The sequence below is a fragment of the Neobacillus sp. PVCKKU3 genome, assembly GCF_058323225.1.
This window is the reverse complement of sequence record NZ_JBLVQN010000059.1, coordinates 1-14777: the sequence shown is the minus strand read 5'-3', so window position 1 is coordinate 14777 and position 14777 is coordinate 1. Positions and strand designations below refer to the sequence as shown.

Annotated in this window: 16 protein-coding genes and 2 pseudogenes; 6 read left to right on the top strand and 12 right to left on the bottom strand. The window is 37.4% G+C overall.

Annotation, left to right across the window (positions count from 1 at the left end):
• Window positions 1–219 precede the first annotated feature (219 nt).
• On the top strand, window positions 220–426 hold the full coding sequence (locus ACNQGS_RS26870; RefSeq protein WP_491490052.1) for a hypothetical protein: 207 nt from the start codon (window positions 220–222) through the stop codon (window positions 424–426).
• A gap of 296 nt (window positions 427–722) precedes the next feature.
• Here the strand turns inward: ACNQGS_RS26870 and ACNQGS_RS26865 are convergent, their stop codons facing one another.
• The 3 genes and pseudogenes from ACNQGS_RS26865 to ACNQGS_RS26855 all read right to left on the bottom strand — a co-directional run bounded on the left by ACNQGS_RS26865 (window position 723) and on the right by ACNQGS_RS26855 (window position 3360).
• Window positions 723–1058 carry a hypothetical protein gene (locus tag ACNQGS_RS26865; RefSeq protein ID WP_491490051.1) on the bottom strand — a complete coding sequence of 112 codons (336 nt, stop codon included), beginning with the start codon at window positions 1056–1058 and terminating at the stop codon, window positions 723–725.
• 129 nt (window positions 1059–1187) lie between these two features.
• Window positions 1188–2645, bottom strand: a complete 1458-nt coding sequence (locus ACNQGS_RS26860) for a spore germination protein (RefSeq protein WP_491490050.1) — start codon at window positions 2643–2645, stop codon at window positions 1188–1190.
• A 363-nt stretch (window positions 2646–3008) separates the two neighbouring features.
• Window positions 3009–3360: pseudogene (locus tag ACNQGS_RS26855) on the bottom strand (VOC family protein).
• Between the two features lie 329 nt (window positions 3361–3689).
• Between ACNQGS_RS26855 and ACNQGS_RS26850 the strand changes: the two are divergent.
• Window positions 3690–4310: an NAD(P)-dependent oxidoreductase gene (locus ACNQGS_RS26850; protein WP_491490049.1), complete on the top strand. Its 621-nt coding sequence runs from the start codon at window positions 3690–3692 to the stop codon at window positions 4308–4310.
• Here the strand turns inward: ACNQGS_RS26850 and ACNQGS_RS26845 are convergent.
• The 3 genes from ACNQGS_RS26845 to ACNQGS_RS26835 form a co-directional block, all read right to left on the bottom strand.
• A complete protein-coding gene (locus tag ACNQGS_RS26845; RefSeq protein ID WP_491490048.1) occupies window positions 4287–4613 on the bottom strand; it encodes an LssY C-terminal domain-containing protein in 327 nt (108 codons plus the stop codon). The genes ACNQGS_RS26850 and ACNQGS_RS26845 overlap by 24 nt on opposite strands.
• Before the next feature lie 28 nt (window positions 4614–4641).
• Window positions 4642–5226: an undecaprenyl-diphosphatase gene (locus ACNQGS_RS26840; RefSeq protein WP_491490047.1), complete on the bottom strand. Its 585-nt coding sequence runs from the start codon at window positions 5224–5226 to the stop codon at window positions 4642–4644.
• 514 nt (window positions 5227–5740) lie between these two features.
• Window positions 5741–5899, bottom strand: coding sequence for a hypothetical protein (locus tag ACNQGS_RS26835; protein ID WP_491490046.1), 159 nt, complete (start codon window positions 5897–5899; stop codon window positions 5741–5743).
• A 221-nt stretch (window positions 5900–6120) separates the two neighbouring features.
• Between ACNQGS_RS26835 and ACNQGS_RS26830 the strand changes: the two genes are divergently transcribed.
• Window positions 6121–8181, top strand: coding sequence for a cation:proton antiporter domain-containing protein (locus ACNQGS_RS26830; protein ID WP_491490045.1), 2061 nt, complete (start codon window positions 6121–6123; stop codon window positions 8179–8181).
• A gap of 209 nt (window positions 8182–8390) precedes the next feature.
• Here the strand turns inward: ACNQGS_RS26830 and ACNQGS_RS26825 are convergent, their stop codons facing one another.
• A complete protein-coding gene (locus ACNQGS_RS26825) occupies window positions 8391–8870 on the bottom strand; it encodes a GyrI-like domain-containing protein (protein WP_491490044.1) in 480 nt (159 codons plus the stop codon).
• Window positions 8871–8978: 108 nt separating this feature from the next.
• On the opposite strand from ACNQGS_RS26825, the gene ACNQGS_RS26820 reads away from it, so the two are divergent.
• The 3 genes from ACNQGS_RS26820 (at window position 8979) to ACNQGS_RS26810 (ending at window position 11508) form a co-directional block, all read left to right on the top strand.
• The gene (locus ACNQGS_RS26820) at window positions 8979–9941 is read left to right on the top strand and encodes a helix-turn-helix transcriptional regulator (RefSeq protein ID WP_491490043.1); all 963 of its coding nucleotides are present in this window, start codon (window positions 8979–8981) and stop codon (window positions 9939–9941) included.
• A 104-nt stretch (window positions 9942–10045) separates the two neighbouring features.
• Complete coding sequence (locus ACNQGS_RS26815) at window positions 10046–10192, top strand: hypothetical protein (protein WP_491490042.1); 147 nt, start codon at window positions 10046–10048, stop codon at window positions 10190–10192.
• Window positions 10193–10827: 635 nt separating this feature from the next.
• A complete protein-coding gene (locus ACNQGS_RS26810; protein ID WP_491490041.1) occupies window positions 10828–11508 on the top strand; it encodes a DNA-binding response regulator in 681 nt (226 codons plus the stop codon).
• Between the two features lie 373 nt (window positions 11509–11881).
• Here ACNQGS_RS26810 and ACNQGS_RS26805 read toward each other — a convergent pair whose 3' ends face one another.
• The 5 genes and pseudogenes from ACNQGS_RS26805 to ACNQGS_RS26785 form a co-directional block, all read right to left on the bottom strand.
• A complete protein-coding gene (locus tag ACNQGS_RS26805) occupies window positions 11882–12829 on the bottom strand; it encodes an ATP-grasp domain-containing protein (RefSeq protein WP_491490040.1) in 948 nt (315 codons plus the stop codon).
• Window positions 12830–12884: 55 nt separating this feature from the next.
• Window positions 12885–13046: a DUF3934 family protein gene (locus ACNQGS_RS26800; RefSeq protein ID WP_491490039.1), complete on the bottom strand. Its 162-nt coding sequence runs from the start codon at window positions 13044–13046 to the stop codon at window positions 12885–12887.
• A 224-nt stretch (window positions 13047–13270) separates the two neighbouring features.
• Complete coding sequence (locus ACNQGS_RS26795; protein ID WP_027322326.1) at window positions 13271–13471, bottom strand: cold-shock protein; 201 nt, start codon at window positions 13469–13471, stop codon at window positions 13271–13273.
• Between the two features lie 220 nt (window positions 13472–13691).
• Complete coding sequence (locus ACNQGS_RS26790; protein ID WP_491490038.1) at window positions 13692–14132, bottom strand: hypothetical protein; 441 nt, start codon at window positions 14130–14132, stop codon at window positions 13692–13694.
• 339 nt (window positions 14133–14471) lie between these two features.
• A pseudogene (locus ACNQGS_RS26785) lies at window positions 14472–14777 on the bottom strand (DinB family protein); the annotation flags it as partial.

The following is a 14777-nucleotide window of genomic DNA, read 5'->3' as shown; positions in this document are numbered from 1 at the left end:
GTCATTTGATTATTGTCATACACGAAATCTATGGCATTAATCAACATATGGAGGACTTTTGTAATTTATTATAAACACAGGGTTTTGATGTAATCTGCTCGAACCTATTAGGGCGAGAACAGCCTTTTACTTATGCTGAAGAGGAGATTGCCTACCCTCATTTTATGAATAATATAGGGTTCTCCAAAGGTGTAAATAAAATAAAAAATCTACTGTTAGATGTTAAGAATGATTACGAAAAAATATATTTGGTTGGATTTAGCGTTGGCGCAACTATTGCTTGGCTGTGAAGTGAAGAAGATTGTCTGGATGGAATCATTGCCTATTATGGTTCAAGAATTCGAAATTATCAACAGATGGAGCCGCGATGCCCTGTGGTTTTATTTTTTCCAGAAGAGGAAAAATCCTTTAATGTGGATCAGTTAATTTCGAACCTTGATCAAAAAACTATCGAGATCCATAAATTTAATGGACAACACGGATTTAGTGACCCATACTCCCCAATAATTAATGGAGCTGGAAGATGAAGAAGGTAACACCTCACCCGCCCACTAAATGCTGGAAGAACCAGGGTGTCTAAACAAATGGGCTTTATGAAGTATCCTCCAACATAATTCCACAAACATTCACTATAACCAACAAGAAACAGGAGTTTCTACGATTGTAGATACCCTGTTTCCTGGAACTTCAATTTGTGAATTGACTTCTTTTATCGGCAATTTTTAGGAATGGTAGTGGTGCGGGTAGTACGGGTAATATGGGTATGGGTATGGGTATGGGTGATGTGGATAGCCAAAACCAAGTCCTGGATAATAACCAAATCCTGATCCTGGTCCACCTAGACCAAGGCCAGGAGCGAATCCAACGCCCGAACCTGGACCACCTAAACCAACACCTGGGTAATAACCTTGGCCAAAACCTGGTCCGCCAAAACCAAGTCCTGGGCCAAAACCTAACCCTGAGCCTGGTCCTCCTAAACCAAGACCTGGCGAAAAACCAAATCCTGATCCTGGTCCTCCTAATCCGATTCTTTCATATGTTGTATAATTAGGAATCACTTTTATCCTCCTCATTTCGTTTATCATTAGAGCATATGCATTTTTGGGGGGAATTCTTGGGCATTTGTCCCCAATCAGTAATTTCTTGTATGATAAATGCGGAGTAACGATATTAGATACCTTCTTGGGTCATTCTTCATTATTATCTTTATGAGGATAGGTATGTTTACTGTTAATAAGCCGTCGTAAATCTCCTCTAAATATTACGTCTTTCATTTCACGCAGGCTAAATGGGATGAAAGGGGCTAAATACGGAACACCTACTGACTTAAGTGAAGCCATGTACAAAAGTAAGAAGAGAAAACCGATGAGTATTCCTGTCACCCCTAAAAAATTTCCAATAAATACAAATCCAATACGCAGTAAGACTAAAGCTCCCCATAAGCCACCGCTGGCAATATGCATACTTGTCAAAAAGTTTACTCCTACAACAATCATTGTTAAAGGGTGTATAATTTTTGCGAAAACGGCTGTTTCCCCGATTGTGATTGTTCCAATTAAGGTAACAAGTAAGGTGGTATTTTTGGGAATTCGAAGAGTTGCTTCAAGAAGCGAATGGAAAATAAACAAGAGAAACAAAACTTCCCATACAAACGGCAATATTGTATCTATATCTGTTAGTAACTTTTTGTCAAACGGTTTTGGAAACCAATTTGTATGAAATCGGGTAATAGCTATATAAATTGCAGGTAATAAAAGTGCTAAAAGCCAACTAAACAATCGAAAAATTCGAATTCCAATACGTCCAGCTTTTGAATTGTATTCATCTGGTTGTTGAAAATAATGGATAAAGAGACAAGGAACGATCAATACAAAAGGTAAACCATTAACAATAACGACCACACGTCCTTCATATAATGCGGCTACAGCAACGTCAGGACGCTCGGACGTAAAAACTAAGGGGAATAACGTTTTTTTCTCCTCTAATGCATCTTCAATGACACGGGCTTCCAATAAATACGTTACATCGATTCCGTTCAATTTCTCTTTCACATCTTCGAGTACCTTTTCATCTACATATCCATCGATAAATAGCAGTGCAACATCTGTTTTTGATTCATTTCCAATTTGAAATGATTCAATCTTTAATTTCTGGGTCTGAATCATATGCTGTAAAAGGTTTAAATTCAACTTCAATTGTTCATTAAAACCCACCATGCTGCCTTTGATGGTTCGTTGTGTATCAGGTTCTCTCAAAGATCTTGTTTGCCAATTTGCGACATCTGCAAGAATCCCCTGATTAAAGCCATCTATTAAAACCAAACATTTCCCTCTTACTAGACTGTTTGCAATGACATCGATTGAAGATTCAACTGTTACGTCAATGATTAAAAGATGATCATTTATAACAGACTCAATACTTTCCATTCTAGACATTTTTAATAAAGGGCCTAATATATTCTCTTGGATGTTTTGAGTATCCGTAATCCCATCCATATAAAAAATTGCAGCTTCTCTTTTGATTTTATCTCCGATATTAAATTTTCGTATTTTTAAATTCGAAAAACCATTAAAAAATTGTTCTGAAAAAACTTTAAGGTTGCGATGCAGGCTCATTGTTAAGGTTAATTTATCGGCTATAGTCATTGCTGAATTCCTTTTTATTTTTAGTATTACCTACCTTTAATCACTTATTTAGCAATTCAGATAATCTGCAAAAGATCTCGGCTAGGCTATTCAATCTGTCCGTTAGTAAATCAACAGTATTAGAATGTTTAATCATGTTTCGTTCACCAAACTGAACATAAAAGGGATCGCAGCGGCGATCCCCTCCAAAATAAAATACCCGTTTGTAATATACGATTAGCAAGATTTCTGGTTGCCCTCGTATAGCTTTAACGTTATTTGCCATGACCTTTTTTTGTATCATGGGTTTCTTAAACTTTTATTGAAAAAGTTGACTAACTATTAGCTCGTTTTTTTCACCAAAATATGAATAAATTCAACCCGTTATTTCTCCCATAGCTCAACCAGTCTGCCTTCAGGATCTTTAATCCAAATAAACTTACCAAATTCACTAATCTCTTTTTCCTTAGCAAGAGGTACATCAATATGTTCAAGATGCTTGATAGTCTCTTCTATATTATATACTTGGAAATTTAACATCACTTGCTGTTCTGTTGGGAAGTAAGGGTCATCTTCAGTAAAGAAAGAAAAGATCGTATCGTTTCGTTTCCTGAATCGGGTTTAATAATAGTCCCATTCCATTCATCAATTTCTATCTTCAACACTTCACTGTACCATTTTTTATAGCATCTAGATTTTTAGTCCTCCAAAATATTCCCCCGAAACCTTTTATCAACATAATAAACTCGCTCCCTTCTCTAATTTCTTTATATTTACGATTAAATTAGAAATTCAAGAAATAAAAACAAATTCCTTCTTCAACCAATTTCCCTTAGTAAAAAGGAGTCTCCATTATTGTTGAAACGCAACCAATTAGCAATAAGGGTGCTCCTATTTCGATAGAGACACAGGTAACAGTGACTTATTTAAACACCTTTTTAAACGATTTAGTTGAGTCAGCGTTTGTTATTGTGCTACTATCAAATTCATAAAATCCTTTGGCTTTCTATCAATAAGAACCAACTAGATACTAGCTGAACAAGACACAAAAGGAGCCTCATGCTTATGAATATTTTAATTCTAGGTGCAACTGGACGAGTTGGAAGCCAAATAGTGACTTATGCCCTTCATGACAGACATCATGTTACCGTATTAGTTCGCACTCCAGAGAAGATTCAAATTAATAATGAAAATTCAACCATTGTTCAAGGGAATGTTTTAAATAAAGATGATATCGTACGTGCCATGCAAGGGATTGATGTAGTTATAAGTGCACTAAATACTGATGGCACAACCACTCTATCAGAAAGTATGCCACTTATTATCGAAGCAATGGAAAACGAAGGTATAAAACGAATCATAACTATAGGAACGGCGGGTATTTTGCAAAGCAGAACCACGCCAAATTCTCTGCGTTATCAATCAAGCGAATCGAAGCGGAAGTCAACCCGTGCCGCGAAAGAACATCATAAAGTGTACGATATGCTCAAACAATCAACCCTCGATTGGACGATTGTCTGTCCTACATACTTGCCTGCTGGAGAAAGGGTAGGCCGATATCGTATAGAGCGAAATTATTTGCCGGAGGGTGGAACTAAAATATCCGTACCGGATACCGCAGAATTTACCTTTAAACAGATTAAAGCAAGCGATTATATAAAATCACGTGTAGGTATCGCCTACTAATAATATTCTTATACTATTTTCATATTGGATTAACTGGTTTGTTGAACTCATCATTAAGTAATTTTCTATCATCGTCTTTTCAAAGTATTTATTCAAAGGCTGGACAGATAAAACTGCAATATTCCCGTCCGTGAGATACCAATCCCCGCCACCATTGAATCCAAATAGGTTAGGTTGGTTAAACGATACAAGAAATGTAGATTTCATAAATGGCTTTAAATCCTGAATAACCCTTTCTCTCTCTTCATCGACAGAAGGAGAAATATGATGAGTGGGCAAATGTGACCCTAAAGAAAAACACATCGGCAAAACCGATGTGTTTCTAATTGTATTATTTTAAAACACTTTGTTGTTCAGTTTTAGGGACCAGTGGAATTCGGTTATAAGTGCTAATAATTATCCGTGCAATTGGTCTAAATACAGAACTAAATGCATATACAAATCCACTTGTAATTACTGCTACAATAACGCTTGCTAGTACATCAAAAGGATAATGATGCCCTACATATACACGAGAAATTCCTGTTAAAATAGCAAATAAGAGCATTCCAAATCCAATTTTACGATGCTTTCGCCATAATACCGCAAGTGCAAGAGAAAATGCACCCGTTGAATGATCGCTAGGGAATCCCGAATCTTTTGCATGCTGAATTAATAAATTAACGTGATGCGTTACAAATGGACGTGGTTCATAATAGATATGACCTAAGATAAAATTAATAAATAACCCCAATCCTCCAGTAATTGCAGCAAATACAACTGTATATTTATGTTTTTCCTTCCCAATAAACCACATGAGAAGTAAAACTAACGCATAAATAAGCAAGGCATCTTTAGTAACGAAAACCATCAGACCATCTAAAAAGTGGTGATGTCCTGCATTTTGATTAATAGCTTGAAATAATTTGTAATTCATCTAAACCCCTCAATCCCGCTAAAATTAATATAGAAAATAAAGCTAAGCTGATACTTTTTTGTTCTTTATTCTTTTTACAATTAAGTAAACTAGAATGACCAATACATAATACAGGCACTTTCCAAAAGAAAGAACCTTCATCTAGAAATGAAAGTAAAAAATTAAAATTAAAAGCGAAACACCCATTAAAAACTGAGCAGCTTAAGTATAACCATTTAAACTTAATGTTTTCTGAATAAAACATTAAAAAATCCTTAAAATGAAAAAACAATGGAACAAATGACTTTGTAACAAAACCTTTTGAAATTGATGAACTTTTAGCACGAATTAGTGACTGTTAACGAAATAAAAAAGCTTAATTTTTTATTCTCTATAAACGTAACCTCCGTTAATACAACAAGAAAAAAGACCGCCGCAGCGATCATTAAGTTACTTTCCCGCACCAAATTGAACTTAAGCAACCGTTTAAGTACAATCCTTCACATTATCTTTGAAATGGTTTATTTGAATCATTTTAAGGTCCAAAATAGGGTCCGAAAGGATTTTCCGGTGGATATTCCTCTAACTTATCAGCTGTTCTTTCATCCGGTGAAGTTGCCCCAGATTTTTTATCAAAATAGATGGCTATTCCAGCCAATATAATGACAGGTGTAAATATATAAAACCACATCATCATAACACCTCCAAACTAACCAATAAGTTACTAATATTATATTACAAATTTAACCTTTTTTTACAATATTTAAAAATAAAACTACAACATGTAAACTGCTCGTTACAAAGTTACAAAAGTCAGCTGTACAATTTTAACGAATGATACCAGTGCTTTTCTAATAGGTTTATAAATATCCGATCATAACAGTTGAGGTTTGACGAAAGTGAGGAGGATTTATGATGCCTATACCACTGAAGGAGCCAGTTCTTATTTTTGGTTTAGCTGTGTTAATTTTTCTGCTGTTCCCTATACTAATGGGAAAATTAAAGGTACCTGCGATTATCGGCCCCATTATAGCGGGAATTATTGTCGGACCAAACGGGCTGGAAATATTGGCACGTGATTCAACAATCGAATTGCTTGGAACAGTCGGATTGTTGTTTATCATGTTTATAGCTGGACTTGAGCTGGATCTAGATGGTTTCAAAAGATACAGAAAGCGCAGTATTTTATTTGGCTTACTCACGTTTTCAATCCCATTAATTCTAGGAGTCGTATTAGGTTTATGGCTGAAACTCAGTATATTATCGGCCATTTTATTTGGTACCATTTTTTCCTCCCATACGCCTTTAGGATACCCCGCCATAAGCCGGCTTGGCATTGCGAAAAACAAAGCTGTTACAACAGTGATTGGCGGTACATTATTAACAGATAGTCTAGCTATGCTTTTTCTTGCTGTCTTAACAGGGGCAGCTGAAGGTCATTTAACACTTGGATTTTGGATGTACCTGATTATTGCAACAACGCTCTTTGCTGTAGTTGTTCTCCTAATCACCCCTTACTTGACAAAGTGGTTCTTTAAACGATCCAATAATGAAGGAACAATCGAATTTAACTTCGTTCTGGCCATTTTATTCGTCGCTGGGGCCATTTCAATATTTGTGGGCTTGGAACCAATTATTGGAGCATTCTTGGCCGGTTTAGCCCTGAACCGATACATTTATGATCATGGTCCATTAATGAACAGAATCAGATTTACGGCAAATGCATTGTTTATTCCATTCTTCTTGTTATCCGTGGGTATGTTAATGGATCTTCGTGTTCTGGTATCCAGCTCCAATGCGATCCTACTAACCTTGTTAATCCCAGTTGTAGCCATTGGCAGTAAACTGTTTGCCAGTTGGACAACAGGAAAAGTATATGGTTATTCCAAAGCGGAAAGGAAGGTAATGTTTGGGCTTTCTACATCACATGCTGCAGCAACATTAGCGATAACACTTGTTGGATTTCGCCTTGGTTTATTTGACCAGCAAATCATCAATGCTGTCATTATTATTATCTTAGTTACTTGTATTATGGGCCCATACTTTTGCGAAAAATATGGCCGGAAATTAGCCATTGCACGAGAGGAAACGGTAATGGATGAAACACTTCCTGAACGGATATTAATCCCGATGGTGAATCCTGATACAATGGAAGCCCTGCTCGATTTAGGATTTGTCGTTAAAAAGGCAAAAAAGACAGATGAGCCGCTTTACCCATTATCAGTCGTTCAAAAAGACTTAAAACAAGCAAATAATGAAGTAGCTCAAGCAGAAAGAATGCTTGAACGCTCCGTCATGTATGCATCAGGGGCAGATGTTTCTGTAAAGCTGTTAACACGGGTGGATTATAATATTGGCAGGGGGATCGAACGCGCTGCTACGGAAGAACGAATCACAACCATTATTGTGGGATGGGATGGTAAAAGCGAAGGCGGCCGAAAAATCTTCGGAAAAGTCATTGATAATTTCCTTGAACATACGTATCAACGCTCGCTTATAACCAATATCAATCAACCGTTAAATACGATGGAAAGGGTCATTCTTGTGTTGCCAAATAATATCGTGCACAAACCAGGTTTTGGCGATTCCATATCGATTATAAAGAGCATTGCCTCACAGCTCAGTGCTACAACGAAGGGTCTTGTCATTCGTGATGATTTAGACATGTATGAAAGGGCATCTCAGCAAGTACACCCTAATGTAAAAATCGAATTCGAATCAATCAATAGCTGGAATTCCTTATATGAAAGTCATTTAAAACATGTTAAATCAACGGATCTTGTAATTGTATTAAGTGCCAGAAGGGGGACCGTAGCATGGCACCCAGAACTGGAGGCTTTACCCAAAAAATTATCTTCAATGAATCTTGACTTCATCGTGTTCTACCCAACAGAAATGAAGGAAACAGACATTCGCGGTTCACGGGGTACTGAGATCCCAAAGGAATTGCTCTTTAAGAAAGATTATGATGATTAAATGACACTTTTTTCACTGAAAAAAACCGATTACAATTCCAACCTTTTTCATCCTACCAGTCCCCTATCTCTCTTTCTGTGGTTTCTTCTTGATTATACAACATTATTCTCTTTCCCAAGTCTCCCTCCACCAAATAGAGCGCTGATCCTTGTTCAAGGATAGCGCCCTTTTGTTGAATAGCCGTATATAATTTAATTTTGATTGTCTCTCTATTTCCTAACAATCGGAATCCACATTTCACCAAACACAGAGCCGTTTCGCTGCCCCATGATGACCGCTGTATTCGGCCCGCCCACATAGGCAAAATCCTTTGCTTCTGGCAATACTTGACCAAAGGCAATGCCCGTAACCATATTACTCAACGCTTCAGCCGTCTCTGCTTCCCCTTTTACAACGAGGTATTCACTTTTAGGAAATTGAATCACTCTGGATGCTTCTGGTAAGGATGCCTCAGTCATGACGCCGGCATAATGCATCATCTTGTTATTCACCGCTTCATTCACGACAAAAATGTAGTCATTTGCGGCAACGGCTTTTAACTTGTCAAGCCTTCCATCTTGATTGACGGCCGACCAAAAGTCTGCCTTTTCTTTGGTGATACCTGCAAAGTCAGTGTAGTGGCTCTTAAGCTCTGTTCCAATCCCTAAAACGGTGAAGCTATCTTTTTCTTCTAACGTATAATTTGTCATATTTAATCCATCCTTTTTTTAAATTTATCAAATGATTTATCTTTTCACTTGATGAGTTTATAATAATCTTTAATCATGTCAAAAAATGAAACTGTTTAGGAGACCCCGATGAAAAAAGTTGAACGGATTAATATCATCATGCGGTATATCAACAACCGCTCCCACTTTACCATTTCTGAGATCATGCAAGAATTTAACATCTCTCGTTCAACCGCGATCCGAGATATTCGGGAAATTGAAGCCATGGGGATGCCGCTTGTCGCTGAAGTTGGCAGGGATGGCGGTTATTTTGTCATGAACAATTCGGTCCTGCCCACCGTCCGCTTTACCGATAATGAAATTAAAGCTCTCTTTATTGCCTTTATGGCTACAAGAAATCAACAACTCCCTTATCTAAAGAGCCGTCAGTCTTTAGCTGAAAAATTACTAGGTCTCATTTCAGAAAACCAACAAGATGACCTGGTCCTGTTAAATCAAATCCTGCTTTTTGAAGGGACCAACCCCAATAACCCGGACCTGCTTGAACTGTCAGACCTTCCCCATCCAATGTTAGAAAAACTTATTCAAATCCTTCTTTTGGATCACTATTTATTGATTACCATTAAAGAAGGAAAGGCTATAAAGTCTTATTCCATTTATCTTTTACACCTTTATCGTGAAAAAAGCCTTTGGCTGATTGAAGGCTTTAACTTAAAGGAGGAAAAGAGACAAATTTTCTCTGTCGACAACCTCACCGATGTACAACCATACCCCACGGAAAAAAGAGTAACTAGGAAAAAGATTTTAGAAAAACTAAGGAAGCAAGAAGAAGTAATCAACCTTGTCGTTGAACTTGGTCCAAAGGCGATTGCTCAGTTCAAAAAATACCATCCTTTAAAAGTTTCCATTTCCTATACGGACCCTTACCAAACCACAGCCATTCTAAAGACTTTTATCAATGTGAATCATTCAGAAGAATTAGATGAAATAACCAATTGGCTGCTTTTCCTAGGCGGGGATATCAAGATCAGGGAAGTGCCAGAAGAAGTCTTAGATGGTTTACAGGAGAGAATATTTTTATTTTGTACTTAAACAGTGCCCGTTAAACCTCATATAGATGGGTTACGGTGAATCGTTTTACAAGTAAATGAGGTTTTTTAGCAAATGCCTCTCCTTAAGGTTGGGGAGGCTAGAACATGAAGTATTTGAAGCTTAGTGACAAAACGGTAAAATCGGTACTTTCTCAACTAGTTGATAAAAAGATGCTGATTCCCGCATCTAGGATCATGAGAATCGGCTTTTATCGATTGCGGCTCAGGTTAAGCACCCGATCTGAAAAATAGACGGAAAAATTCCGCTTAATTAGTGAATACTTATAAAAAATAGCTTAAATAGACGGAGAGATTCCGCCAATTGAATAGAAAAACATGAAAATAAGGGATTTTGCTTTGCATAATCGGAAATCCTCCCCTTAATATACCTTGAAACGGACCCTATTCTGCATTTAACCGAAAAATCTCCGCTAATTTTACTTCTGCTGATTATTGGATTAATAGGTTTCTTAAAATGTCGCTTTATTGTCGAAATATAAGGAAAATGAATTGACAAACTTAAGAATTCTATTAAACTAAAAGTAGTTCTATCCTCAAATTCTTCTCTAAATAATCTTTTTTATATTAGCTATTCCGCAAGTCTATATTTGTTTTTACAATCTCCCGTTGAAGCCACATTAAACACTTCTTTCACTCGTATTATTACTCATTAATTTTAAGAATCTGTCTGAACTCATAATAGAAACCATTCATTCGTGGCATAGAATATGTTTGCTATTAAATGCCCATGTTGTGGATGTTTTGCATTTGAAGATAAACTCATGAAGTACATCATTTGTATTTGGTGCGGTTATTAATACCCCCGAAACAGTAGAGAAATATACCGAAAACCTATTGGATTCAGGGGACATTTGATAATAGGAAAAATGGAGGAGAGAGATGATATGGGATTTGAAGAAGAATACCAGGCCTTTATGAATTCACACTTGCAAGCAAGAACCGGTGAACGGCTGCGTCGCTTACAAGAAGGTCACAATCAGGCTGAAATGTTGTTTTTGAAGCAAGTATGGTGGCCTTTATTTTACCATTTCCGATATCTTCATCCAGAATATGAAGTCAATGATTTCAAGGATGGCAAAAGGTATTTGGATTTTGCTTATATTCGTCCCGCCATCCGGATTTGCCTTGAGGTCGACGGGTATGGCCCTCACCTTAAGAACATAAGCAGATGGCAATTTTCCGACAGCTTGGAACGTCAAAACCAGTTGGTGATTGACGGATGGACCGTGATTCGCTTTTCTTATGACCAAATTAAAGAGAAGCCTCGTCGATGCCAGCAGATCGTTCAGCAAGTGATTGGCCGATGGCTCGGTGATGAACTGGACCAGACATCTCTATCATTTGCCGAAAAGGAAGTGCTTCGGCTAGCGATTCGAAAAGGAGAAGCCATAGCCCCTATTGAAGTCGAGAAATATTTGAAGTTAAGTGACAAGACGGTAAAAAAGGTACTTTCCCAACTAGTCGATAAAAAGATGCTGATTCCCGCATCTGGGATCAAGAGGATCCGCTCTTATCGGTTGGGGGATCAAGTTAAGCATCCGATCTGAGAATTAGGCGGAGTAATTTCGCTTAATTGGTGAATGTTACAAAAAACAGCTTAAATAGACGGAGAGATTCCGCCTATTGACAGGAAAAACGTGAAAATAGGAGATTTTGCTTTGCATAATCGGAAATCCTCCCCTTAATATACCTTGAAACGGACCCCATTCTGCATCTAACCGAAAAATCTCCGCTTATTTTACTTTCTCTGGTTACTTAATTAAGGATAGGACTTCTATTTATAAAAAATACAAGAGAACCTCATTTTGATGGGTTACATTGACCCTATCACAAATACAATTTGGTGTTGTGCCCGCTTCGATGCTGCAAACAAAAAAACAAGCTGCCAATTATGGCAGCTTGCTTAAATTAAATCCAGAATTAAGCCGTTACGTACGTTTCTTCTAAAGTCTTCTTTAAAAATAAAGCGAGTTCGAGCATTCCGTATTTTCCGGCCTTTGCTTCTGCATCAGAATTATAGTTCGTGTTTGTATTAATATCATAAGTAAAAATTTCACCATCAGCATTTCTGATAAACTCGATTCCAGCTATTTGAATATGATTAGCAGCTAGAACTTGTTTATATTTTTCAATGATATCGTCGTCAAACCCTTCAATAATTTGGAACTTAGGCTTCTCTTCTACTTCTTCTCCGACCGGGCAGAATAAATCGCCAATTTGGCAGGCATCCGCTGGGCATAGTTCAAATCCTTCCGAGGTATCAACCTTAACGGCATAAACAAAGTTTCCTCCTACAAACTCACAGCGGGTGATATAGCTTTCAGGGGATTTAATGTATTCTTGAATCAGAGTAATGCCATCGACCGGTTCCTCGAAAGTTGGGCCTTCCACATAAGCTTTTAATGCTTCTACACTATGGAATAATTGTACACCCAAGCCCTTACCGGCACGGTTATGCTTTGTAATAAAGGATTGTCCTGCAAAGCTTTTAGCTGCCTTGATGATATTTTGTTTTCCAACTGCTGCAATGGTTTTTGGCGTCTTCACACCATACTTGTTTAACTCTAAGTACTGCAGCACCTTGCTAACTTCCAGCTTTAGGGCGCTCGTTCCATTTAACACCGTACGGCCATGCGCTTCAAGCCAGGCTAATACTTGTCCAGTAAATTCCGCTGCAAAACGGTGGTCACGTGTATGAGAGGATGCACTCATTCGGCTATAGAAGATTCCTTTTGGTGGCTCTGTTGATAAATCTAGCGTCCCTTCGTCTAAATGCCATTCTTCATAAGGAACACCAAGTTCCTCTAACCTTTTTGTCAAATGGATGGTCCACTCACTATTTTCATGGATGACATATACCTTGCTCATTTTTACGACCTCTTTCTAGCTGTTTAATGCGTTTATTTATTTGGGATAAGTGACTTTAACTATTGCCTGTAGAGTCATCTTCACCAGCCGTTTTTATTGTACCTTTACTTATATAAGGTTTTGCACTCTTTTTTTTATTTGTGCTGGCTTGCCAACGATTCCAACCCTTCTTGCCTGTACCTCTCCCTGTTCCACCTTTTCCTTTAGCTTTACTCATACAATCACCCCATTACGATCTAGTCAAGTTACCTATCTGGTTCGTCTCTTTGTAAAAAAATAAAAAGAAATTAGGTAATCCACCATTTATATGCTACACTTGGTTTACCATTTGATTTACTGTTTTCAAGTACCCTGCTCGTTACCCGAGTGGGGTTATTTGTTTTTCTAAGACAAATAAAAAACAGACTCTAAAATAGAGTCTGTCCAAGTTTGCCATTATAATTAAGCTTTACGAACGTTAGCTGCTTGTGCTCCACGTTGACCTTGCTCAACATCAAAAGTCACTTCTTGACCTTCTTCTAATGTTTTGTAACCTTCGCCTTGGATAGCTGAGAAATGAACGAATACATCTTCTCCACCTTCACGTTCGATGAATCCGAAGCCTTTTTCGCCATTAAACCATTTTACTTTACCTTTTTCCATGTTTGTTGCCTCCTAGTGTGTTCACACACACAATGTATTACTATCCTTGCTCTCAGTGATCATCAAGACGAAAAGTTATACTAATACTATCCTTTACACCGAACAAAAATAATTCCTTCTTAGAATAACATTTTTTGAAATTATTTGCAAGGATTCCTGAACATAACCAAAAAACGGCTTCTTAAAGTAATACCTAAGGAGTTATTAAATGGTTAAATTATCAAGAATTTAACTCCTTAAATATAAATTTTTTCATCAAAAGCCCTAATGTAATACCAAAAAAAATGGTACTGATAATATGCGAATAATAATCATTGATCGGTCTAATAGGTATATACTTGCCTTCTACTAATGCTGTAAATATAAGTTCACATACTAACCAGGCCAGTAAACTGCCCAAAGTAGTTTTAATAACTAAATGGCATGAACCCAACTTTTTAAATATTAAGTAAAGTAAGATCGCAAACACACTACCAGTTAAAAAATCGACGATTAATCCTATGGTAAATACAGGCCTGTTAAATGTAATAATGAGACTAGCTAATTCATAAATACTATACTTACCAATGCCCATATAAACAAATATCCTCGAAGCAATCTCTCCTGGTATGGTTGACAGAACCCCTATCAAACCAATTAAAAGCACCTTATCTTGGAACATAGCATCAATTCCTTAATCTTAATCTGGATAAATTTAGTTTACAAATTTTTTACAACTTTATACGTGATAAAAGAAGACACCTTTTTATTCATACTTTTTTAATTGTCCGTTACATGCAAAAAGACGCCTTCTTATTTAAGAAAAGCGCCCGACTGTTGAACAATGAAATATGTGGAAGATCCGCTCTGCAAATACGTTCTAATTTATTTGACTAACACACCCGTTTAGCCATCTATAAAGCAAGAAAGTCACCCGCTTCACCATAGAGAATGAAAAGGGCTTCACACCGTCAATACTGCTTCTACGGCTAGGCGTGGAAGGTTGCTGAGCTATGGTGCTTTAGGAGCCATCAACGCCACTCCAAGAGGATTGCAACTTTCGCAACAGAACAATTTGGCCGATATGATACGAATCGTGCATCATGATATTGCTGAGTAAACGCTCAATAGAGTACCTGTTAGCTGCATACGGAGCTTTTAACTTTTCATCGTCAAGGTCCGCAATGACCGTTTTTAATTTATTCATGACTTCATTGAGGTGCTGCACTGTCTGGGCCCACCCAATTTCGTCTTCTGGATCCCCCGGATTTCCAAAGGTTTCTTCATTGTCTTCTGCCTTATGCGGATTCTTTGTGCCCTTAATTCT